The organism is Clostridium sp. AM34-11AC (genome assembly GCF_003435375.1).
In the GTDB taxonomy this organism is placed as follows: Bacteria; Bacillota; Clostridia; order Lachnospirales; family Lachnospiraceae; genus Pilosibacter; species Pilosibacter fragilis.
This window is the reverse complement of the sequence record NZ_QWGL01000009.1, coordinates 16,451-38,572: the sequence shown is the minus strand read 5'-3', so window position 1 is coordinate 38,572 and position 22,122 is coordinate 16,451. Positions and strand designations below refer to the sequence as shown.

32 protein-coding genes and 2 tRNA genes are annotated in these 22,122 nt (G+C 47.3%); all 34 read right to left on the bottom strand.

The window, feature by feature from the left end; translation table 11 throughout:
• Position 1: 1 nt before the first annotated feature.
• A complete protein-coding gene (gene rplO / locus DW826_RS07635) occupies positions 2-442 on the bottom strand; it encodes a 50S ribosomal protein L15 (protein ID WP_015553829.1) in 441 nt (146 codons plus the stop codon).
• A gap of 26 nt (positions 443-468) precedes the next feature.
• Positions 469-651 (bottom strand): 50S ribosomal protein L30, encoded by a 183-nt coding sequence (gene rpmD / locus DW826_RS07630; RefSeq protein ID WP_015553830.1) that lies wholly within the window; start codon positions 649-651, stop codon positions 469-471.
• Between the two features lie 15 nt (positions 652-666).
• Positions 667-1,176 carry a 30S ribosomal protein S5 gene (gene rpsE / locus DW826_RS07625; protein WP_015553831.1) on the bottom strand — a complete coding sequence of 170 codons (510 nt, stop codon included), beginning with the start codon at positions 1,174-1,176 and terminating at the stop codon, positions 667-669.
• 18 nt (positions 1,177-1,194) lie between these two features.
• The gene (gene rplR / locus DW826_RS07620) at positions 1,195-1,563 is read right to left on the bottom strand and encodes a 50S ribosomal protein L18 (protein ID WP_015553832.1); all 369 of its coding nucleotides are present in this window, start codon (positions 1,561-1,563) and stop codon (positions 1,195-1,197) included.
• Between the two features lie 18 nt (positions 1,564-1,581).
• Complete coding sequence (gene rplF / locus DW826_RS07615) at positions 1,582-2,124, bottom strand: 50S ribosomal protein L6 (protein ID WP_015553833.1); 543 nt, start codon at positions 2,122-2,124, stop codon at positions 1,582-1,584.
• A 165-nt stretch (positions 2,125-2,289) separates the two neighbouring features.
• A complete protein-coding gene (rpsH, locus tag DW826_RS07610; protein WP_117470156.1) occupies positions 2,290-2,691 on the bottom strand; it encodes a 30S ribosomal protein S8 in 402 nt (133 codons plus the stop codon).
• Between the two features lie 251 nt (positions 2,692-2,942).
• Positions 2,943-3,128, bottom strand: coding sequence for a type Z 30S ribosomal protein S14 (locus DW826_RS07605; RefSeq protein WP_008396318.1), 186 nt, complete (start codon positions 3,126-3,128; stop codon positions 2,943-2,945).
• A 16-nt stretch (positions 3,129-3,144) separates the two neighbouring features.
• Positions 3,145-3,684: a 50S ribosomal protein L5 gene (rplE, locus tag DW826_RS07600; protein ID WP_021905519.1), complete on the bottom strand. Its 540-nt coding sequence runs from the start codon at positions 3,682-3,684 to the stop codon at positions 3,145-3,147.
• A 23-nt stretch (positions 3,685-3,707) separates the two neighbouring features.
• Positions 3,708-4,013 carry a 50S ribosomal protein L24 gene (rplX, locus tag DW826_RS07595; RefSeq protein WP_015553835.1) on the bottom strand — a complete coding sequence of 102 codons (306 nt, stop codon included), beginning with the start codon at positions 4,011-4,013 and terminating at the stop codon, positions 3,708-3,710.
• A gap of 14 nt (positions 4,014-4,027) precedes the next feature.
• Positions 4,028-4,396 (bottom strand): 50S ribosomal protein L14, encoded by a 369-nt coding sequence (rplN, locus tag DW826_RS07590; protein ID WP_015553836.1) that lies wholly within the window; start codon positions 4,394-4,396, stop codon positions 4,028-4,030.
• A gap of 25 nt (positions 4,397-4,421) precedes the next feature.
• On the bottom strand, positions 4,422-4,676 hold the full coding sequence (gene rpsQ / locus DW826_RS07585) for a 30S ribosomal protein S17 (RefSeq protein WP_021905520.1): 255 nt from the start codon (positions 4,674-4,676) through the stop codon (positions 4,422-4,424).
• A 107-nt stretch (positions 4,677-4,783) separates the two neighbouring features.
• On the bottom strand, positions 4,784-4,993 hold the full coding sequence (gene rpmC, locus DW826_RS07580; RefSeq protein ID WP_021905521.1) for a 50S ribosomal protein L29: 210 nt from the start codon (positions 4,991-4,993) through the stop codon (positions 4,784-4,786).
• The gene (rplP, locus tag DW826_RS07575) at positions 4,983-5,420 is read right to left on the bottom strand and encodes a 50S ribosomal protein L16 (RefSeq protein WP_015553837.1); all 438 of its coding nucleotides are present in this window, start codon (positions 5,418-5,420) and stop codon (positions 4,983-4,985) included. The genes rpmC and rplP overlap by 11 nt, the downstream gene beginning before the upstream one ends.
• The gene (gene rpsC, locus DW826_RS07570) at positions 5,420-6,076 is read right to left on the bottom strand and encodes a 30S ribosomal protein S3 (RefSeq protein WP_015553838.1); all 657 of its coding nucleotides are present in this window, start codon (positions 6,074-6,076) and stop codon (positions 5,420-5,422) included. Before rpsC ends, rplP begins: the two co-directional genes overlap by 1 nt.
• A gap of 12 nt (positions 6,077-6,088) precedes the next feature.
• Positions 6,089-6,475 (bottom strand): 50S ribosomal protein L22, encoded by a 387-nt coding sequence (gene rplV, locus DW826_RS07565; RefSeq protein ID WP_015553839.1) that lies wholly within the window; start codon positions 6,473-6,475, stop codon positions 6,089-6,091.
• A gap of 29 nt (positions 6,476-6,504) precedes the next feature.
• Positions 6,505-6,786 (bottom strand): 30S ribosomal protein S19, encoded by a 282-nt coding sequence (gene rpsS / locus DW826_RS07560; RefSeq protein WP_015553840.1) that lies wholly within the window; start codon positions 6,784-6,786, stop codon positions 6,505-6,507.
• An 18-nt stretch (positions 6,787-6,804) separates the two neighbouring features.
• Positions 6,805-7,650 carry a 50S ribosomal protein L2 gene (rplB, locus tag DW826_RS07555; RefSeq protein WP_015553841.1) on the bottom strand — a complete coding sequence of 282 codons (846 nt, stop codon included), beginning with the start codon at positions 7,648-7,650 and terminating at the stop codon, positions 6,805-6,807.
• 75 nt (positions 7,651-7,725) lie between these two features.
• Positions 7,726-8,025: a 50S ribosomal protein L23 gene (rplW, locus tag DW826_RS07550; RefSeq protein WP_117470153.1), complete on the bottom strand. Its 300-nt coding sequence runs from the start codon at positions 8,023-8,025 to the stop codon at positions 7,726-7,728.
• Positions 8,025-8,645, bottom strand: a complete 621-nt coding sequence (gene rplD, locus DW826_RS07545) for a 50S ribosomal protein L4 (protein WP_117470152.1) — start codon at positions 8,643-8,645, stop codon at positions 8,025-8,027. Before rplD ends, rplW begins: the two co-directional genes overlap by 1 nt.
• A gap of 27 nt (positions 8,646-8,672) precedes the next feature.
• On the bottom strand, positions 8,673-9,308 hold the full coding sequence (rplC, locus tag DW826_RS07540) for a 50S ribosomal protein L3 (RefSeq protein WP_117470151.1): 636 nt from the start codon (positions 9,306-9,308) through the stop codon (positions 8,673-8,675).
• Between the two features lie 222 nt (positions 9,309-9,530).
• The gene (gene rpsJ, locus DW826_RS07535; RefSeq protein ID WP_015553845.1) at positions 9,531-9,848 is read right to left on the bottom strand and encodes a 30S ribosomal protein S10; all 318 of its coding nucleotides are present in this window, start codon (positions 9,846-9,848) and stop codon (positions 9,531-9,533) included.
• 485 nt (positions 9,849-10,333) lie between these two features.
• Entirely contained in the window at positions 10,334-11,731 is a 1,398-nt protein-coding gene (locus tag DW826_RS07530) for a S41 family peptidase (protein WP_117552442.1), read from the bottom strand.
• A 134-nt stretch (positions 11,732-11,865) separates the two neighbouring features.
• Complete coding sequence (locus DW826_RS07525; RefSeq protein ID WP_117552441.1) at positions 11,866-13,098, bottom strand: M23 family metallopeptidase; 1,233 nt, start codon at positions 13,096-13,098, stop codon at positions 11,866-11,868.
• Positions 13,099-13,111: 13 nt separating this feature from the next.
• Positions 13,112-14,026 carry a permease-like cell division protein FtsX gene (locus DW826_RS07520; RefSeq protein WP_117552440.1) on the bottom strand — a complete coding sequence of 305 codons (915 nt, stop codon included), beginning with the start codon at positions 14,024-14,026 and terminating at the stop codon, positions 13,112-13,114.
• Positions 14,016-14,702, bottom strand: coding sequence for a cell division ATP-binding protein FtsE (gene ftsE / locus DW826_RS07515; protein ID WP_015553848.1), 687 nt, complete (start codon positions 14,700-14,702; stop codon positions 14,016-14,018). Before ftsE ends, DW826_RS07520 begins: the two co-directional genes overlap by 11 nt.
• Before the next feature lie 3 nt (positions 14,703-14,705).
• Positions 14,706-15,794, bottom strand: a complete 1,089-nt coding sequence (locus DW826_RS07510) for a helix-turn-helix domain-containing protein (RefSeq protein ID WP_015553849.1) — start codon at positions 15,792-15,794, stop codon at positions 14,706-14,708.
• Positions 15,795-16,089: 295 nt separating this feature from the next.
• A complete protein-coding gene (locus DW826_RS07505) occupies positions 16,090-17,184 on the bottom strand; it encodes an ABC transporter ATP-binding protein (protein ID WP_117552439.1) in 1,095 nt (364 codons plus the stop codon).
• Between the two features lie 343 nt (positions 17,185-17,527).
• Positions 17,528-17,902, bottom strand: a complete 375-nt coding sequence (locus DW826_RS07495; RefSeq protein ID WP_117470146.1) for a RidA family protein — start codon at positions 17,900-17,902, stop codon at positions 17,528-17,530.
• A gap of 22 nt (positions 17,903-17,924) precedes the next feature.
• On the bottom strand, positions 17,925-18,767 hold the full coding sequence (locus DW826_RS07490) for a S1-like domain-containing RNA-binding protein (protein ID WP_117552437.1): 843 nt from the start codon (positions 18,765-18,767) through the stop codon (positions 17,925-17,927).
• 29 nt (positions 18,768-18,796) lie between these two features.
• A complete protein-coding gene (locus DW826_RS07485; protein WP_117552436.1) occupies positions 18,797-19,516 on the bottom strand; it encodes an acyl-ACP thioesterase domain-containing protein in 720 nt (239 codons plus the stop codon).
• A gap of 189 nt (positions 19,517-19,705) precedes the next feature.
• Positions 19,706-19,778: transfer RNA gene (locus tag DW826_RS07480), tRNA-Gln, on the bottom strand.
• Positions 19,779-19,821: 43 nt separating this feature from the next.
• Positions 19,822-19,894 (bottom strand) — tRNA-Gln (locus DW826_RS07475).
• Positions 19,895-19,971: 77 nt separating this feature from the next.
• Positions 19,972-21,255, bottom strand: a complete 1,284-nt coding sequence (locus DW826_RS07470) for a hypothetical protein (protein WP_117552435.1) — start codon at positions 21,253-21,255, stop codon at positions 19,972-19,974.
• Complete coding sequence (gene truA, locus DW826_RS07465; protein WP_117552434.1) at positions 21,255-22,022, bottom strand: tRNA pseudouridine(38-40) synthase TruA; 768 nt, start codon at positions 22,020-22,022, stop codon at positions 21,255-21,257. The genes DW826_RS07470 and truA overlap by 1 nt, the downstream gene beginning before the upstream one ends.
• Positions 22,023-22,122 lie beyond the last annotated feature (100 nt).

Sequence of the window (22,122 nt, the reverse complement as noted above, 5' to 3'; positions counted from 1 at the left end):
ATTAGATCACCTCGCAGGTTCCACCTACTGCCTCAATTTTAGCTTTTGCGCCTTCACTGAAAGCATTGGCTTTAACGACAAGTTTCTTTGTTAACTCTCCGTTACCAAGAATCTTAACGCCGTCCTGCGGGTTTTTGATCACACCTGTCTCCAGTAATGTCTCAACGGATACTACGGAGTCATTCTCAAATCTCTCTAATACACTTACATTAATTCCAACGATCTCCTTGGAGTTGATGTTTGTAAATCCTCTCTTCGGAAGACGTCTGTATAACGGCATCTGGCCGCCCTCGAAACCAGGTCTCGGTGCGCCGGAACGTGCCTTCTGGCCCTTATGTCCCTTACCAGCTGTCTTACCATTTCCAGAAGCGTGACCACGGCCTCTTCTGAAACTATCACTATGCTTAGATCCTTCAGCAGGATGTAAATTAGATAAGTTCATCACTGCACCTCCTTACTTTATATCAATTAGATTTCTTCAACTTTAACCAGATGTCTGACATTCTGGATCATGCCTCTAACTGCACCATTATCCGGCATCTCGACAGTCTTGTGCATCTTCTTTAAACCAAGTGCTTCGATTGTCGCTCTCTGCTTCGGAACAGCGCCGATAGGGGATTTTACTAATGTGATTTTTAACTTCTCTGCCATTTTATTATCCTCCTATTAGCAAACAACGTCTTCAACAGATTTGCCGCGGTTCTTAGCAACCTCTTCTGGAGTCTTTAACTTTGTAAGACCTTCGATTGTTGCGAGAACTACGTTTGTCTTGTTGTTGGAACCTAAAGACTTTGTACGGATGTTCTTGATGCCTGCAAGCTCTACTACGGAACGAACCGGACCACCAGCGATGATACCAGTACCTTCCGGAGCTCTCTTGATCAGTACGGAAGCGCTTCCGAACTCGCCAAGGAAGTCGTGCGGGATGCTCTTGTTCTCATCCATCGGGATCTCTACAAGGTTCTTCATAGCAGCTTCTTTACCTTTACGGATAGCTTCCGGAACCTCACCTGCTTTACCAAGGCCTGCGCCTACGTGACCATTGCCGTCTCCTACTACTACCAGAGCGGAAAATCTCATGGTACGTCCACCTTTAACAGTCTTGGATACGCGCTTAATGGCAACAACTTTGTCATTTAACTCTAACTGACTTGCGTCAATGATTGTACGCTTCATGCTGTTTTCTCCTCTCTATTAGAATACGAGACCAGCCTCACGGGCTGCATCTGCTAATGCCTGAATCTTACCCTGATAAATGAAACCGCCTCTATCGAAAACGACCTCTTTGATGCCTTTCTCGATTGCTCTCTTAGCTACTACGGTTCCGATATATGCAGCTGCATCAACGGTATCTGTGTTCTCTAACTCTGCTTTGATCTCTTTCTCAAGAGTGGAAGCAGATACTAAAGTATGTCCAACGGAATCGTCGATGATCTGAGCATACATATGATTATTGCTTCTGAACACTGCTAAACGCGGTCTCTCTGCTGTACCAGCAAAGCGATTGCGTAATCTATAGTGTTTTTTTCTGCGGATTTCGCTTCTTGACTGCTTGCTAACCATTTTTACACTCTCCTTAAATTATTTCTTACCAGTCTTACCAACTTTGCGTCTGATAACCTCATCAGCGTACTTGATACCTTTGCCCTTATACGGCTCCGGTCTTCTCTTCTCTCTGATTTCAGCTGCATACTGGCCGACTTTCTCTTTGCTGATGCCCTTAACGATGATGATGTTCTGTCCATCAAGAACAGTCTCGATACCTTCCGGATCTTCCATCTCTACCGGATGGGAGTAACCAAGGGAAAGTGTGAGCTTCTTGCCCTGCTTCTGAGCTCTGTAACCAACACCGTTTACCTCAAGCTTCTTCTCGTAGCCTTCAGTAACACCCTGGATCATGTTATGGATTAGCGTTCTTGTAAGACCGTGTAAAGATTTCATCTTCTTTAAATCGTTCGGTCTTGTTACGACGATGTGTCCATCTTCTTCTTTGATTTCCATCTCTACCGGTAAATCTCTTACCAGTGTTCCCTTCGGACCTTTAACGGTCACATTGTTGTTCTCTGCGATTGTTACAGTTACGCCTGCTGGAATCGCTACCGGCATTCTACCAATACGTGACATGCCTTTTACCTCCTACTTAGATTCTCGGAAAGTGCTTTTACACTTTCTGTTTTCAGTTTCTATGTTATATCTGGTCTGAAGTTGCCTCCAGACGCACGCAAACTCCGCCCTGCTGGATCAATGTTCAGCTTTGCAGGCGGGGTGCGATAACATCAATGGGAATAATTACCAAACAAATGCAAGAACTTCGCCGCCGACACCAAGCTGTCTAGCCTGCTTGTCAGTGATTACGCCCTGGTTTGTGGATACGATAGCGATACCAAGTCCGCCAAGTACCTTCGGCATATCTTCCTTGCCAGCGTATACACGTAAGCCCGGCTTGGAGATCTTCTTGATTCCGGAGATGATCTTCTCGTTCTTGTCAGCGCCATACTTTAAGGAGATGCGGATTGTCTGGAATGCACCGTCCTCAACGATGTCATATTTCTTGATGTAGCCTTCTCTTACAAGGATATCAGCGATAGCTAATTTCATCTTGGAAGCCGGAACATCTACTGTATCATGTTTAGCAGTGTTTGCGTTACGAATTCTTGTAAGCATATCTGCAATCGGATCGCTCATTGTCATGATTATATTTCCTCCTAATGGATTGTTGGTTTGTCACTGTGGTTCGCGAATCATTCGCGCTGCACAGGAGTGTTGTTCGGCCTGGGGAAAACAAGTTTTCCTTATAGGCGTTGTTACGATGTATAGGGAAGTTCTTTTCCCTGTGGTCGAAGAACGGGACCAGTCAGCCTATTAAGCGCTTCTCTGCACGGCCAGGCGGGGAAACACGATGTTCCCACCTGACTTCTGACGCTTTTCTAAGCAGCTAAATCCTACCAGCTTGCCTTCTTTACGCCCGGGATCTCGCCCTTGTAAGCGAGCTCACGGAAGCAGATACGGCAAATGCCATATTTTCTCAGATATGCATGTGGACGACCACAGATTCTGCAGCGGTTGTATTCTCTTGTGGAGAACTTTGCCGGACGCTGCTGTTTAATCTTCATTGAAGTTTTAGCCATGGATAAATCCTCCTAATTACTTTGCAAACGGCATGTTGAATAATGTTAACAGTTCACGAGCTTCCTCGTCAGTCTTAGCGGTTGTAACGAAGATGATGTCCATACCTCTGACCTTGTCAACTTTATCATATTCAATTTCCGGGAAAATTAACTGTTCCTTGATGCCGAGTGCGTAGTTACCTCTGCCGTCGAATGCGTTAGCGTTAACGCCGCGGAAGTCACGTACACGCGGAAGAGCGAGGTTGATCAGACGATCAGCGAACTCATACATCTTCTCGCCGCGAAGGGTAACTTTGCATCCAATAGCCATGCCCTCTCTGAGTTTGAAGTTTGCGACAGACTTCTTAGCCTTTGTAAGGACTGCCTTCTGACCTGTGATGATCTCAAGGTCACGAACTGCAGAGTCAAGGACTTTCGCGTTGTCTTTTGCTTCGCCTACGCCCATGTTGATAACGATCTTATCGAGCTTCGGCACTTCCATGATATTCTTATAACCAAATTTCTTGATCATTGCTTCAACGATCTCGTTCTGGTACATTTCTTTTAATCTAGCCAACTTGTGTTTCCTCCTCTCTGCTATTAGTCAATTACTTTACCGGTTGCCTTAGCAACGCGGACTTTCTTACCGTCTTTAACTTCAAAGCCAACTCTTGTAGCTTTTCCGTCAACGAACAGCATTACGTTGGAGATGTCGATCGGAGCTTCCTGATGAACAATTCCGCCGTTCTGGTTTGTCTGGCTCGGTTTGGTATGCTTTGTTACCATGTTGCAGCCTTCAACGACAACTTCGTTCTTCTTGGTGTCTACGCTCAGAACTTTACCAGTTTTATCTTTATCTTTACCTGCGATGATCTTTACCATATCATCTTTTTTGATTTTATGCATTACCTGGCACCTCCTTATAATACTTCCGGAGCCAGAGATACGATCTTCATGAACTGTTTCTCACGAAGCTCTCTTGCGACCGGCCCAAAAATACGGGTTCCTCTTGGAGTCTTGTCATCTTTGATGATAACTGCTGCGTTCTCATCAAATTTAATATAAGAACCGTCTTTACGACGTGCGCCTTTTACAGAACGAACTACAACGGCTTTGACTACATCGCCCTTCTTAACAACGCCGCCTGGTGTTGCTTCTTTAACGGAGGCTACGATTACATCACCGATGTTAGCATATCTTCTTGTAGAACCGCCCATAACGCGGATACAAAGCAGTTCTCTTGCACCTGTATTATCGGCAACCTTTAATCTGGATTCCTGCTGAATCATGCCTGATACTCCTTCCTCGAATCAATTATCTTGCTTTCTCGACGATTTCAACAAGTCTCCATCTCTTATCCTTGGATAACGGTCTTGTCTCCATCACTTTAACTGTATCGCCGATATTGCACTCATTCTTCTCATCATGAGCTTTTAACTTATATGTCTTCTTAACGATCTTTCCGATTAACGGATGTTTTACGTGGTTCTCGATAGCAACGACGATTGTCTTGTCCATCTTGTTGCTAACTACCTTACCAGTACGTGTTTTTCTAAGATTTCTTTCCACGACGGATAATCTCCTTTCAAAATCGATTTGTTACACGCATCGGCGTGTGTCATAATGACAACTAATCAACCCGCAAGCATGCCTTGGGGTTCTTCACCGATACGGGATTAGTTAGCAACTCTTGCCTTCTCTGTGATAACAGTCTGAATTCTTGCGATGTTCTTGCGAACCTCTTTGATTCTGCTTGTGTTATCTAACTGGTTGGTTGCGTTCTGGAATCTCAGGTTGAAGAGCTCCTTCTTTGCTGCAACTAATTCTTCATTTAACTCTGCAGCGGTTTTCGCTTTTAATTCTTCTACATACTTATTAGTTTTCACTGTTATCACCGCCTTCTAAATCTGCCTTGGAAGCAATTTTACACTTACACGGGAGTTTGTGCATAGCAAGACGAAGAGCTTCCTTTGCTGTTTCCTCCGGAACGCCAGCGATTTCGAACATAACACGGCCCGGTTTAACTACTGCTACCCAGTACTCAAGAGCGCCCTTACCGGAACCCATACGAGTCTCAGCCGGTTTAGCTGTTACCGGTTTGTCCGGGAAAATCTTGATCCAAACTTTACCACCACGTTTGATGTAACGAGTCATGGCAACACGGGCTGCCTCGATCTGATTAGATTTGATCCAGCACGGCTCAAGGGCAACAAGGCCATATTCACCGTTGGAGATTGTATTTCCTCTTAAAGCTTTACCGGCCATAGTTCCACGGAACTGTTTGCGGCGCTTTACTCTTTTCGGCATTAACATTATTTATCGCTCCCTTCCTTATTTCCCTTAGTCGGAAGAACCTCGCCTTTGTAGATCCAAACTTTAACGCCAAGCTTGCCGTAAGTTGTATCTGCCTCTGCGAAACCATAGTCAATATCTGCTCTTAATGTCTGAAGCGGGATTGTTCCCTCGCTGTAAAACTCTGTACGTGCGATATCAGCACCGCCAAGACGTCCGCCAACAGCTGTCTTGATACCAAGAACGCCAGCCTTCATGGATCTGGACATTGTGGACTTCATAGCACGACGGAAGGAAACACGGTTCTCAAGCTGCTGAGCGATGGACTCTGCAACAAGCTGAGCTTCACGGTCCGGTCTCTTAACTTCCTTGATGTCTACAAATACCTTCTTAGCAGTCATCTTCTGAACTTCAGCTTTGACCTTCTCGATCTCAGATCCGCCCTTACCGATAACTACGCCCGGTTTTGCTGTGAAAACGATAATTTTAACTCTATCAGATGCGCGCTCGATCTCGATCTTGGAAACGCCAGCGCTGTATAATCTCTTCTTAAGGTAAGTTCTGATTTTATGATCCTCGATGAGGTTGTCAGCGAAATCAGCTTCAGCGTACCATCTGGAATCCCAGTCTTTGATAACGCCGACTCTCATGCCGTGTGGATTAACTTTCTGTCCCATAACTGCCTCCTATTATTTCTCGTTCAGCACGATGGTGATGTGGCTCATTCTCTTTTCGATTCTGTAAGCTCTACCCTGTGCTCTCGGTTTTACTCTCTTCATAATCGGTCCCTGAGATGCGTAGCACTCCTCCACATACAGGTTCTCTGCGTTCATGCCGTTGTTGTTCTCAGCATTTGCGATTGCAGATTTTAATAATTTCTCGATTAAGCTGGAAGCATATCTAGGATTGTAAGTTACAATACCAAGTGCTGTCTGAACATCTTTGCCTCTGATGGCATCTAATACGAAACAAGCCTTCTGAACGGATACTCTTGCGTAAGACAGCTTTGCAGACGGTCTTGTATCCTTCTGGGCATTTCTCTCTCTCTTAATCTGACTTCTATGTCCCTTAGCCATTACTGGAACCTCCTTTCAAAGCGTATCTATTATTTACGTCCGGACTTTTTCTCGTCTTTGCCGTGGCCTCTGTAAGTTCTTGTAGCAACGAACTCACCAAGTTTGTGACCAACCATATCTTCTGTTACGTATACCGGTACATGCTTTCTGCCGTCATGTACTGCGATTGTATGACCAACCATCTGCGGGAAGATTGTAGAACGGCGGGACCAGGTCTTGATAACCTGTTTCTGTCCTGCCTCGTTCATAGCGTCTACCTTCTTCAGTAAGCTAGCGTCTGCAAATGGTCCTTTTTTAAGTGAACGAGCCATCGTTTTACCTCCTATCGATTATGAAATCGCCTTACCATTTCTTCTTCTTACGATTAACTTGTTAGACTGTTTGTTTTTCTTTCTAGTCTTAAGACCAAGAGCAGGCTTGCCCCACGGTGTGCACGGACCCGGACGGCCGATACCAGTCTTACCTTCACCACCACCATGCGGATGGTCATTCGGGTTCATAACGGAACCACGGACTGTCGGGCGGATACCCATGTGACGTTTTCTACCTGCTTTACCAATCTTAACAAGGTTGTGGTCGCCGTTGCCTACAACACCGATTGTTGCGCGGCACTCGATCGGAACCATTCTCATCTCGCCGGACGGTAAACGAAGTGTAGCGTATTTTCCTTCTTTAGCCATTAACTGTGCAGCGTTTCCTGCAGAACGAACCATCTGGCCGCCCTTGCCCGGGAAAAGCTCGATATTGTGAACCTGTGCACCAACCGGAATTAAGGATAACGGTAAGCAGTTGCCGACCTTAGCCTCTGCGTGCTCGCCGCTCATAACCTTCATGCCGTTTGTAAGGCCCTGCGGTGCAAGGATATAGGACTTCTCACCATCTGCGTAGCAGATTAAAGCGATGTTAGCGCTTCTGTTCGGATCGTACTCGATACCGATTACAGTTGCCTGAATTCCGTCTTTGGAATTTCTCTTGAAGTCAACGATTCTGTATTTCTGTCTGTTTCCACCGCCCTGATGTCTAACGGTGATCTTACCCTGGTTATTACGACCAGCGTTCTTCTTTAAAGAAACTACTAAGGACTTCTCCGGAGTTGTCTTTGTGATCTCGGAGAAATCAGAACCTGTCATATTTCTTCTGGAAGGTGTATATGGGTTATAGGTTTTGATTCCCATTTCTGACTCCTTTCAACGCCTTCTGGCGTTTCTATTTTTCGTATCGCGGCTTTGGTTGCCGCATAGTTTCAAAAATTACAGACCCTGGAAGATTTCGATATCTTTGCTGTCTGCTGTAAGCTTAACGATTGCTTTCTTAGTCTTAGCAGTCTTGCCTACTACCATGCCACGTCTGCGGTTCTTACCGTCAGCGTTCATTGTGTTTACGCTGTCAACCTTTGTTCCTGGGAACATTTTCTCAACAGCTTCTTTGATCATGGTCTTGTTTGCTTCCGGATGTACGAGGAATGTGTATTTCTTCTCGCTCATAGCGTTCATGCTCTTCTCAGTTACAACCGGTTTGAGGATTACGTCGTAGTACTGTACGTTTGCCATTATGCGTATACCTCCTCGATAGATGCTACAGCAGCCTTAGTAGCTACTACAGTGTTGTATTTCAGAATGTCGAATACATTGATTGTATTAACAAGGGAAGTCTTAACTTCCGGGATATTTCTTGCGGAAAGAACTGTGTTCTGATCGTTGTCAGCAAGAACAACAAGAGCCTTGGAAACTTTGAGGTTGTTCATAACAGCCTTGAAGTTCTTTGTCTTGATCTCGTCGAACTTTAACTCGTCAACAACTACAAACTTGTTCTCGTTTACTCTGCTTGTAAGAGCGGACTTAAGAGCAGCTCTCTTCTCTTTCTTGTTAAGAGTGATTGTGTAATCTCTCGGAGTCGGAGCGAATACCATTCCGCCGCCTGTCCACTGCGGAGATCTTGTGGAACCCTGTCTAGCGTGACCTGTTCCTTTCTGTCTCCACGGCTTTCTGCCGCCACCGGAAACCTCAGAACGTGTTTTTGCTTTCTGTGTTCCCTGACGTTTATTTGCAAGCTGTGCAACAACAGCCATGTGTACGAGATGCTCGTTCACTTCAACACCAAATACAGCGTCGTTCAGCTCGATTGTGCCAACTTCTTTACCTTCCATATTGTATACGGATACGTTTGCCATTTCTGTTTCCTCCTTTCCTGTAAAAGCTTATTTGTTAGCCTTTACTGTTTCCTTTAATGTTACTAAGGACTTCTTCGGTCCCGGTACAGCGCCTTTAACAAGGATCAGGTTGTTCTCAACGTCAACCTTGACAATCTCGAGGTTCTGAGTGGTAATCTTCTTGTTACCCATCTGACCCGGCATGCCTTTGCCCTTGAATACGCGGCCCGGAGTTGTTGCGGAACCATTGGAACCCTGATGACGATGGAATTTAGAACCATGAGCCATCGGTCCTCTGCTCTGTCCAAGTCTCTTAATAGCGCCCTGGAAACCTTTACCTTTGGAGATAGCAGTTGCATCAACCTTATCGCCAGTAGCGAAGATATCAGCTTTGATTTCGTCTTTTACGTTATACTCTTCAGAATTCTCAAAACGGAACTCTCTAACGAATCTCTTGTAAGATACGCCAGCCTTGTCGAAGTGACCCTTTACCGGCTTGTTTACAAGTTTCTCTCTCTTATCTACAAAGCCAACCTGTACAGCTTTGTATCCATCGTTCTCCTCTGTCTTAACCTGTGTTACTACACACGGACCAGCCTGAAGAACAGTTACCGGAACAAGAACGCCTTCATCGTTGAAGATCTGAGTCATTCCGACTTTTGTAGCTAAAATCGCTTTCTTCATTGTTTTTACCTCCTGTTACTAATCTACAGCGGAACGCAAAACAGAATTTACTGTGCGTTCATCCTAGAGCAGCCCAACATAGGTGGAACACTATGACATTACATATTGTAATGATGTTGATTCCCTTTCAGGATGAGTAGTGTTGCTTTTATATCAGAACCATTCAGGATTTCTAATTTTAGTGGCTACATTTCAGTAGCATGAAAAGTAAATATTTTTCAATTATTTATTTTTCATTTTGATGTCGATATAAACACCAGCCGGCATTTCCAGTCTGGACAGTGCATCTACTGTCTTCTGGCTCGGGCTTGCGATATCGATGAGTCTCTTATGAGTTCTCTGCTCGAACTGCTCTCTGGAATCTTTGTACTTATGAACAGCTCTTAAGATTGTTACAACCTCTTTCTTTGTCGGCAGCGGAACCGGACCACTCACCTGTGCTCCTGTTTTCTTTACTGTCTCGATGATCTTTCCAGCGGACTGGTCGATCAGCTGATGGTCGTAAGCCTTTAATGTGATTCTCATAACCTGACTTGCCATAAAAAAAGTCGCCTCCTTTTCGCACTTTTAATCGAAGTACGACAAGCGGTGACTGTACACGGTCTCGTGTGTATCATGCCGATTCACACGTTGTTACTGCCCCTTACCCTGAGCAGCTGTTAATTTGGTACAGTGACTTGTCGCCAGTTTCCTAACTTGACATTCGCTCCACGGAACACCTGCCATTCTCAGGCAGCAACCTCTCGTTTCAACGCTATCATGTCACAGCCAGATAAGAATAACACATCGAAATCGAAAAATCAAGCTTTTTTTGCTTATTTTTCAAGGGTTTTTTCAATTTGTGGATAACCGGCAGGAGCATGTTCAAATCATGGTTTTCCATGCACAGATTGAAACGAAAAAGAGGAAAAAGTACACTTCATATTAATTTTCAAGTGTCTTTTTCCTCTTTGATGAGCTGTATAATGCACTGTTTCTTCTATATATAATATAGTAGAAACGCAAATTTATCTGCCGGGCAGATTCTACTGCGCAGCCCCTGCTTCTTTCTCGATCTCCAGATTCTCCTTCACCTTCGCCTCAAAATCATCGTCCGCGGTCGCTGTCTCCCCGTTCTCTGCGGAGATCTTTTCATTTACGGCATCCACGCCTTCATCGAAGACCTCCAGAGCTGTCTGAAGCTGGTTGTCCTCATCCTTCGGGATCTCGATCTTTGACTTTAAGTCTTCGTCGAGAGCTACGGTCACATCCGGCTCAATGCCAAGTTTGTGGATGCACTCGCCTGACGGGGTGTAGTAGTATGCCGTTGTGAGCTTCAGACCGCTGCCGTCCGGCAGGTTGAAGATGCCCTGAGCGATTCCTTTTCCGAAGGTCTTCTCGCCTACAATCGTTGCCCAGGCATTGTCCTTTAAGGCACCTGTCAGAACCTCGGACGCACTGGCGCTTTCACCGTTTACAAGAAGAATGATCGGGACATCTACCTCATGTCCGTCATCGGAAGTATAGACGCTGTCATCGATTCCTTTTCCCTTGAAGCTTACAATGGTCTTTCCATCCGGAAGCAGGTAGTCCGCAATATCCTTCGCCGCCTGAACAACGCCGCCGCCGTTGTTTCGAAGATCGATGATCAGCTTGTCCATTCCCTTGGATGCCAGATCATCCACAGCGCTCTTAAACTGTTCAGAGCTTACCTCCTCAAAGGAAGAAAGTGAAATGTAGCCGGCATGATTATCCAGCAGTTCATACTCTACTGTTGGGTTCTCCACCATACGGCGCTCCACGTCCATCTCTACATACTCATCCGTGGACTGGCGGTACACAGTCAGATGAACCTTCGTCCCCTCCTCACCTCGGATGTGGTCACTGACGAGAAGAGACAGGTCCTCTCCGGTAGCCTCGATATCTTCTACTTTATAGAGGATATCTCCCGGCAGCATTCCGGCTTCCTGGGCCGGGGAGTTCTTGAACACCTTGACCGCTGTGATGATTCCTGTGTATACATTCTGGCTCACTTGTACACCAATTCCGCAGTAAGTTCCGGAAGTCTCCTCATTCAGGCTTGTGTACTCGTCCTTATCGTAATATACGGAATACGGATCGTTCAACGAGGACATGTAACCGCGGTAGATCCAGTCTTCCGCCGTTCCGTTCTTTGCCTGTTCTTCCTCCGTCATGTTCTCATCGAACAGGAAGTACTTATCGATCAGTGCCTCCATATACTGAAGCTTCGGCGTGATCTTGTTCATATCCAGCTGAGTGCCGGATGTCTCCGCGGTCTGTGTGCTCTGGCTCTCAGATGCACGCCTTCCTACGGTCCAGATCCCCGTTGCAACACCTACGACTGCAAGTCCGGAGAATGCTGTCACAAGGACTCCGACAAGGACGCCTTTCCAAAATTTATTTTTTGTCTCTTTCTCTTCCAATGTCTTTTCTCCTTCATCCCAGGGCAGCCAGATCTCATCCGATAAAAACTGTGCCAGGATCTTTATGTAAAAAGTCTACAGGTCATATTTCCCTGCATTCAGCACCGCAGGCTCTCTTTTCTGCCTGTCAGTCCCTACGGGCTCACATATTTCGTCGGATTCACATAGGACCCGTTCACCCGGACTCCGAAGTGGAGATGAGACCCGGTGGAGTATCCCGTCGAACCGACCTTCGCGATGGTCTGTCCCTTTTTCACACTCTGCCCCTGTGATACAAGCAGGCTCGATGCATGCATATAAACTGTATACACGCCGCCGCCATGGCTTATCATCACATAATTTCCTGCAGAAGAACTGTAAGTCGCGATCACGACCTCACCCGCAGCAGCAGCCACGATCGATGTTCCCGTCGGCGCGCTGATATCAATTCCCTGATGGTTCGAGGACGCGCCCTTCGTCGGGGATTTTCGCCCTCCAAAGCCGGAAGTAATCCGCCCACTGGCAGGACACGGCCATGTAAAGCTAATGTCCCCAAGACTCACGGTTTTATACGTCTGTGCCGCCTTGTTTGCCGCTGCGGCCTTTTTCTTTTCTTCCTCGGCTTTCTTTCTCGCTTCCTCTTCCTTCCGCTTGATCTCTGCCTCGATGGACTTGATCTGGTTCTCCTGGGCCTCGATGGACTTCGCGTACTCGGAGATCTGTCCCTCCGCGGAGGCGATCTTCGTCTCGTAGTTCTGAAGCTCCGTCTGTTTTGCAGCCAGAAGCTTCTCCACGGACGCCTGTTTTGCCTCCGTCTCGTCCTGAAGCATCAGGAGCTCGGCATGTTCACTCTCTAAACTCTTTTCCTTCTCCGCGATTTTCTCCTTCGTAGCGGCATATTCATCGAGCTTCTGCCGGTCGTAGGACGAGATCTTTGTGATGTACTCCGCCTTGCTCAAGAGCTCCGAGAGGGAGCCGGACTCCATGAGTAGGTCCACATAGGTGCTGTCGCCCTTCTCATACATATATTTTATCCGCAGCTTCATGGATTCATACTGGCTTTTCTCTGTCTCCTTCGCCTCGGATAATTCCTGTTTCGTCGTATCGATCTGTTTTTCCTTCGCGTCTATGTCATCGCCAAGCTTTGAAAGCTCATTTCCGATGGACTCCAGGCTGGAATCCAGCTTTTTGACATAGGCCGTCGTATCGCTTTTAAGGTCTTCCAGGTTCTTTAGCTCCTGTTCCGTCTTCTTTTTTTCCGCCTCCAGCGCCGTCTTTTTGCTCTTCGCGTCACTCAATCCGCTCTTTGTCGCCTGGGCAGAAAGCGGTGTCGCAAGAACCAGGGCAAAGGACAGGACCGCAGCCAGAAATCTTCCTGATTTTCTCATATGCTGTCCCCTCCTACACGCGCAGCTCTTTGCGGATCGTAAAGAAGCTTACAAAAAATCCAAGTCCGCCGCCCAGCGCCAGGGCGATCGCCGCCATCATCGGATAGAAGGTTCCAAGCGGCAGGAACTGGATGATTCCGGAAAGAAGTTCAAACCGGTTCATCACATACTCCACCGTCTGTCGGTAGACAAAAATAATGACCCCCAGCGGGATCGCCGCTCCGACAAGCCCCAGGATCGTTCCTTCTACCACAAATGGGGCCCGGATCATAAAGTTCGTCGCTCCGATAAGACGCATGATCCTGTTCTCGTTCTTCCGGAATTCAGCCGCAACAGAGATCGTATTGCTGATCAGGAATACCGCAACAGCCAACAGCATGGCGATCAGGACGCCGAACAGCAGGCCCAGGATCTTATTGAAGCTTGCAAGTCCCGTAGCCGCACTGTTGGAATAGTTTACTTTCCGCACACCATCAATACTTTCCAGGTATGCCACCATTCCATCCTGATCCGTAATATTGTTCAGGCGGATCTCGTAGGAAGAGGAGCCTGCAAGCGGGTTGTCATCCGCAAAACCTTCCGCTAAGGCTTCATCCTCACCGAAATACTCTGTCTTAAAGCCGTCCCACGCCTCCTCAGCGGAGACGAATTTTATCTCTTTTATCATTCCCGACTTGTCCGACTCGATCTTCGCGCCGATGTCTTTGATCTCGTCCTCCGTCAGGTTCTCATCAAAAAATACCGTGATTCCCATTGTGGTCTCCGCCGTGCGGACCATATATTCGATGTTGGTGATCACGGAGAAAAATACGCAGAATAAAAAAATACATGCAGAAATGATCGCGGTCGACGCAAGGGAAAACCAGATATTTCTGCATATATTTACCAGTCCCTGCTTCATGCAGAACCAGAATGTACTAATCCTCATAACGGTACCCACTTTCCTCCTCATCACAGACCACCATTCCGCGGTCGATCGTGATGACGCGTTTCTTCATCAGGTCCACGATCTCATGGCTGTGTGTGACAACGATCACCGTTGTTCCACGCCGGTTGATCTTCTCCAGGAGTCCCATGATCTCCATCGCATTGTGGGGATCCAGGTTTCCTGTGGGCTCATCGGCAAGCAGGATCTCCGGGCGATTGATCAGTGCCCGGGCAATCGCCACGCGCTGCTGTTCTCCGCCGGAGAGCTGATGCGGGAAAAACTTATACTTGGAAGAAAGGCCTACCATCTTTAACATCTGCGGAACCGATTCCCGGATCGTCCGGCTGGACTCCCCGATCACCCGCTGGGCAAATGCCACATTCTCATAGACCGTCTTGTCCTTTAAAAGACGGAAATCCTGGAATACGACACCGAGACGCCGGCGATACTTCGGAACATATCTTCGCGGCATCTTTCTGAGGTCCATGTCATTAACGACAACACGACCGGAGGTCGGCTCCACTTCCTTCAAGAGGATCTTGATCAGTGTAGATTTTCCGGAACCGCTCCGGCCGGTTATGAAGACAAATTCCCCGTCATCGATGGTGATGTTCACGTCCTTCAGGGCTTTCGTACCCCTGTCATAGGTCTTTGTCAGTTTTGAAATTTCTATCATAATTTAGTAGTCCAGATTCTCCATGTACTTCATGTACTTTACAACCATCAGGGCAATTTTGAAGGTGATCGCATCCTCAAATACTCGCAGATCCAGTCCGGTGCTCTTCTGGAGCTTATCCAGACGATAAACAAGCGTATTTCTATGGATGTAGAGCTGTCTTGATGTCTCGGAGACATTCAGGCTGTTCTCAAAGAATTTGTTGATCGTTGTGAGTGTTTCCTCGTCGAACTCATCCGGGTTCTTTCCATCAAAAATTTCTTTGATAAACATCCGGCAGAGTGGAAGCGGAAGCTGATAGATCAGACGGCCAATACCGAGGTTGGAGTACGCTACAACGTTCTTGCTGCTGTAGAAGATCTTTCCGACATCGAGAGCCATCTTTGCTTCCTTGTAGGAACGGGAAACATCCTTGATCTCGCCAACGATGGTACCGAACGCGATGCGCACTTTGGACATCGCCTCTGTGTTCAGCATATCTAAAATCGTATTTGCTGTCTTCTCGAGATCTTCATAGGTCTCACCCGGTTTCACCTCACGGACAAGAATGATATTCTTCTCGTCGACTGCGGTGATAAAGTCTTTTGTCTTTGTGGAGAACAGGCTGCGCATGGTCTCCAGGGCATTCGTATCTTTCTCATTCTTTGTCTCGATCAGGAATACGACACGTTTTACATTTGTCTCGATATGAAGTTTCTTCGCCCGGTTGTAGATATCAACGAGCAGAAGATTATCAAGAAGCAGGTTCTTGATGAAATTATCTTTATCGAATCTTTCTTTGTAGGCCACCAGAAGATTCTGGATCTGGAATGCTGCCAGTTTGCCTACCATATACACGTCATCGCTGCCGCCTTTTGCAAGCAGGATGTACTCAAGCTGATGTTCATCAAATACTTTAAAGAACTGATAACCGGAAATCACCTGGCTGTCCGCCGGAGAATCCACAAACGCAAGTATGGAACTTTCATACTCTTCCGCATGCTCGAATGTGGAAGCCAGGACCTTTCCCTCCACATCACAGACGCACAGGTCAATTCTTGTAATCTCTTTCAGTCCTTCGATATTCGACTGTAAAATCTGATTTGAAATCATAGCGCCCTCTCCTTTTCACAGTATGGACATATCCACATTTATTCTAATGCAAAATCACAAAAAAGAAAAGAATTTTTTTGTATTTTTTACTAAAAAACATGCAAAAAGGCAGACCGAGTTCCCCTTCCGGAACCGGTCTGCCTGATATTTTGGTTATTCATAACTATTCAGCATCTTCATAGTCACACGCAAAAATCCATTCCTGATCAGCTTCGCTGATGGGATTTTTTGCCTTCCTGCCTATGTTCCCTTACGGTCAGCGCGGCAAGTGCGCAGACCTTCTGGACAGTTATGGTTATTCTTTAATGATTTTTTCTGTTTCTTTGTCGAAAAGGTACACATCGTCGCCGGAAATCGCAAAGGACATTTTCTTTCCGGATGGCTTTTCGCCGTCGGATGCTTTTGCAAGAAATTCGTTTTCTCCAACACGGAAACGGATGTATGTGGCATCCTCAATCTCCTCGCTGCCAAGAATCTCTCCGGTGATCTCACCCTTTCCATCCTTCGCCGGAACAATTTTTTCCGGTCGAACGCCTGTGAAGACTTCTTTTCCGACATAGTCGAGTTTCTTTAACTGTTCAGCCTTTTCTCCGGAAAGCCGGATCTTTCCTGACGCAAACTCCAAAACAATATTTCCGTTCTCCTCCAACACCCTGGCAATAGAGAGATCCATTCTCGGTGTTCCGAAGAATCCCGCCACAAACAGACTCTCCGGATGGTCATAGATATTCTGTGCGGAGTCTTCCTGGCAGATCTCGCCCTCGTTCATAACGATCGTTCTCGTTCCTAATGCCATTGCAGTCTTCTGGTTGTCCGTTGCGTAGATCACGGTAATTCCAAGCTCACGGTTGATATTTGCGAACTCTTTTCTCATCAGTTCCTGGACATCCGGATCTGCTTCCGCGATAGTGCGGTCCAAAAGCAGGATCCCCGGGCGGCGCATCAGGGCACGTCCGAGAAGAACGCGGTATGTATCAGCTGCTGAAAGCTCCTCCGGCATTTTTTCAAGGATTCCCTCGATTTTCAGGATTCCCACGGTCTCATCCACTCTTCTCGCGATCTCTGCAGCCGGCATCTTTGCCATTCTGAGGGAGAATGTAAGGTTGTCCTCCACGCTCATTCCCGGATAGAGCACACTGTTCTTGAAAAGCATTGCGACATTTCTCTCTTTCGGATCTGCATCCGTCATATCCATTCCATCGATCATCAGGCTGCCGGAGGTGATCTCCTCCAGACCGCCGATCATCCGGAGCAGCGTCGATTTTCCGCACGCCGTCGGACCCACCAGGATCAAAAACTCCCTGTCCTTCACTTCCAGGTTGAAATCCCGGATCGCCTGCTGATCACCCGGGAACGTCTTGTTGATATTCCTTAACACTAAACCGGACATTGATTTCCTCCTGATCTGTATTCTCACGGTTAACTGCAGAATTGCAGACTTAACCTATTTTTATATCTGTTGCATCCATCATACACAATTAGTACTTGTTTTTCCATATGGTTATTCCACAAAAAAATTTCGTTTTTTCCATGCATATTCCATATAGTGGATTTAAGTTTTTGACAAATATACCCTTTTTTCATAAAAACAGGCAGGAAGATAGTTAAATCATTATCAAAATTGCCAAAAAAAGCAGCGGCCGTCATTTTCTGACAGCCGCTGCTCAGGTTCCAAAAATTTTATAACTGCTCAGTCCATTCACAGTCACACAAAAAATCCATTCCAGCCCTGCTTATTTTACAGCAATTGCCTCCATCTCAAGCAGAACATCCTTCGGAAGTCTTGCAATCTCCACACAGGAACGCGCCGGGCAGTCTTTTTCGAAATATTTCGCGTAGATGCCGTTGATGGTTGCGAAATCATCCATATTTTTGATAAATACGCTTGTCTTTACAACCTGGTCGATGGATGTTCCTGCTGCCTCGAGAAGATTCTTCATGTTCTTCATAACCTGCTCCGCCTGTGCTTCGATCCCCTCCGGGATCTCACCTGTCTCCGGATCTACCGGGATCTGTCCTGACGCGAATACAAAGCCGTTTGCCTCGATTGCCTGAGAGTACGGTCCGATTGCTGCCGGTGCTTTTGTTGTGCTGATTACTTTCTTCATGTGATTGTCCTCCATTTTTTCCTTATTTATCGATTTTTCGGATGCTCTTCTCCGCGATCTCGATCTTTCCTTCTTTTAATAAGTGGCCCACCGCGCGCTTGAAGGCATTCTTGCTGAGTTTAAATTCTCTCGCGATGACTTCCGGTGATGCCTTATCATTAAACGGCAAAACACCGTCAAATTCTTCGATGACCTTCATGACAAGATCGGAGTCAGAAAAGATCTGGCTGCCCGCCTTGTCGCGTGTTGTGAGGTCAACCTTTCCATCCCCACGCACTCTCGTCACACGGACGCGGATCTCGTCTCCTACCTTGTAGCCGGAAAACAGCTCCTTTTTCGGGATCATTCCCTGGTAGATCCCATCCACTGCAACGAATGCGCCCATATCTGGATTGATCTCAAATACAAATCCATCCGCCTCGTCTCCGGTGTGGTACGGGGAATCACATCTCAGATACTGGTACGCCTTCATGGTCGCCGCGAGACGTTTGCTCTTATCGACATAGAGGGCAACCAAGCATTTCTCCCCTTTGCGGACCTGGTGGGTCTGCTCCTTAAACGGGAGCAGGAGATCTTTCTCCAGTCCCATATCGAGAAACGCGCCGATCTTTGAGACTTCTTTCACCTCAAGGACCGCTGTCTCACCCAGAGTAACCTTCGGGCGGGATGTCGTCGCGATCAGGCGGTCCTCAGAATCCTTGTAGAGGAACACCTCCAGCTCATCACCGATCTTTGTTCCTTCCGGCACCTGTTTTTTGGGGAGAAGAACACCCTGGGCATCCGCCTTGTCCCCGTCAGAAAGGTAAATTCCGAAGTCTTTCTCCTTGATCACCTTCAGTTTCTGAATTTTTCCGATTTCCATCATGTCTTTCGTCCTCCCGCAGCCGGACACTTTTACGGCTGCGTCCTCTCTTTTAACTCAATATTTGCGAACACATCACCATTTGTATTGCAAAGAGATACGAGATGCGATCTCCCCTCTCTTGCGCTCTTGACAACGATCTCATCCCCGAGTACCGCCGCCTTCCGGTACTCCGCCCGGATCTCGCCGATCTCGATTCCCGCAGGGACAAGTTCTCTCGCGATATCCACATACTGGGCATTATTTACATGGAGATTTGTATCCAGAAGATGCTTCATGACCACCAGACGTCCAGTCTCTTCCATCTCCTTCGGCACGGCGATCTTTCGTCCCGCGTCCTCCATCTCGATCTTCGGATTAAATTCGCCGTACGGATCAGTATCCGCATCCGTAATCCTCATAGGCCGGCCAGTCTCCGTATTCATCAGGAACCAGTAGGAATTGGCTTTTACCAGATATTCTCCTTTTTCATCGAGGATTGCGAAATTTCTCAGCGCATAAAGTCCCTTCACCGCATATGGCCATGTCACTACCTTGATCCGTTCTCCAAGTACCGGACGGCGTCCGATCACGATCTGCCAGGAAGATAAAAGCCACGCCTTCTTCTCCCGTCCAAGATATCCGATCCCGACTCCGGCATCCTCAGACTGCATCGTCGAGCAGTCCTGCATATAATTCATAATTCCGGTCAGGGACAGCTTCGCGTCAATATCCGTCTCGCTGTACCGGACCCGGCTGTTTAATTCGTACATAGTCTAACCTCATGTTGTTGTCTCAATCTGTCTCGAACTTCCCGCTCATAAACACGGGCCTTCAATGCTCAGATGTCTGTCAATGCAAACCGTCCTTTCGCACCACTACCTTAACACAAATGCCTGCCAAGCGCAAGAAAAAAAGACCATTAAGCCTTGCATTCACAAAGATTAACAGCCTTTCGTTAGCTGGGCTACAAGGATTCGAACCTTGAAAATGACGGAGTCAGAGTCCGTTGCCTTACCATTTGGCGATAGCCCAATAATATGTATCTGAAACACTTGGACAATATTTAGTTTTTAAACTGGGCTACAAGGATTCGAACCTTGAAAATGACGGAGTCAGAGTCCGTTGCCTTACCATTTGGCGATAGCCCAATGCATCAACAGGTTGTATTATAACGCAACGACTCTGATCCGTCAACTGTTTTTTTAATTTTTTTACTTTTTTAATTCTAATTTTTCGGATTATCCGGATCTTCAAATCCCGGTCCCCTTAAGTACGCCGGTGTTTTCGTCTCCGGCGTCAGCATTCCGGACGCGGCGGTAGTCTCTGTAACCGCTGCTGTTGTCTCCGGGGCTGTCGGCGGTGCAGTTTCCGGCGGCACAGTTTCCGATGCTGTAGTTCCCGGTTCCGCAGTTTCCGGTTCCGCAGTTTTCGGTTCCTCAGTTTTCGGCTCCGTAGTTTTCGGCTCCGCAGTTTTCTGCGGCACAGTCTCTGTCGGAGAGGTCCGGGAATTCGATGAATGCCGGTCTTTCTCATCCGGATCGCCCAGCTCCCTGTTCGTCTCCTGATCCACCCAGTCCACGCTCTCCCCGGCCTCCAGAGCTTTTCTCCGTCTCTGCATCTCGGAAAGTCCGTCATTTTTCGTGGATTCTCTCTCGTCACCCGTATCCAAAGCCGCAGATTTCTGTTCCGACACAGCTTCTGTTGTCTCTAAAGCTGCTGTCTCCTCCGTGGTCTCTTCGCTTGCTTTTTCGAAAGTTGTCTTTACGACCACCGGTTTTAAGGATATCTGATATTCCTGCTCATTGATCTCCCGGATCAGGCGTTTTGAGGAATGCCCGGCAAGTTCTTCCTGCTTTCCTATCGTGATCCCCGGATTTTCCGAAAAAAGATGCTTTAAAAATTCTGCCTTCGTCACCGTGATCCCATATTTTTCCGCAATCTCCCGGGTTTTTGTGTCCTCTTCTGACTCAAACACATAGACCGTCGCCCTGGACTCCTTTTTCTGAAGCTCGGATTCCGTCTGCTTTTGCAGCTCTTTTACGATCTTTTCCGGTGACGCCTTTACTTCCGCGCCGGACTTCCGGACGGAGATCAGGATTCCCCCATCCTCTCCGAGACTGTTGTTATCCGCAAGCCTGTCAAAGATCTTCCCCACTGCGATTCCAAGGCTTTTCCCCTCAAACACGGTCATGGAGACTGCCTCATTTGATCTGGCCATCATTCCCTTTGCAGATAACACGGATCCCCGCCGGTTCATGGTAAATTCCATCATAATATCCGAATTTACTTCCATGATCAGTGACTCCTTCCGGTTCTTCCCCATCATCAGCACCGCCATCAGGCATACTGCTGCCGCGCAGATTGACAGAGCTCCTCCGGCCCGTCTGAACCACTTTTTCAGGGAGTCCATAGAGAATTCACCGTTTACGTCCATCCCGGCTTCCCGTAACTCCTGCTTCTTTTTCTTTTCCTTAACTGGCATGTCCTCATATTCTTTGTTCTGATTCATCATACCGTTTCCCTTTCGCCCTCATAGCCCACGTGGAGAAGGAATAATCCCTCGGGCGGAGCTGTTCTTCCCGCCATATCACGGTTTTTCGCTGCAATGATCTCTTTCATTTTCTCCGGTCTCCGCGTTCCACTGCCGACCTCCAAAAGCGTTCCCGTTAAGATCCGCACCATGTTATAGAGAAAGCCGTTTCCTGTATACAGGAATTCGAGCTTCGTTCCATGTTCCACGATCCGGATCTCATCGATCCGGCGCACCGTGCTTTTTTTCATTCTGCGGTTCGCGCAGAAGCTTTTGAAGTCATGTTCGCCGATAAGAAATTCCGCCGCCTGTCTCATCGCTTTCACATCCAGCTTCTTCCCGCAGCCATAGACATATTTTCGTTCGAATACGTTTTTCTTATCCCCGGTCTCCACATAATATCCATATGTCTTTGATGTGGCAGACAGGCGGCTGTGAAACCGTTCCGGCACAATCTTCGCAGAGAGGACCCTGATATCATCCGGAAGATACCAGTTCAGATATTCCCGTGCTGACTCTCCGTCCGGACAGATTTCCGCATTAATATGGAAATTAGCTACCTGACCTCTCGCATGGACCCCCGCATCCGTTCTTCCGGAGCCATGGACCTCTATCTCTTCTCCAGCCATTCTGAAAAGCACGTTTTCCAGTTTTCCCTGAATCGTATTGTCGGTATTTCCCTGTTTCTGCCACCCATCATACCGGCTTCCGTCGTATTCCAGAGTAATGCGGATATTATTCTTCATGATTGTTCCTTCCTGATCTCCAACTGAATGCGGCCCGTCACATTCAGATGTCCCCGCGGCCGCTTATTTTCTTTTAAACAAAAATTCCCGGCAGAAATTA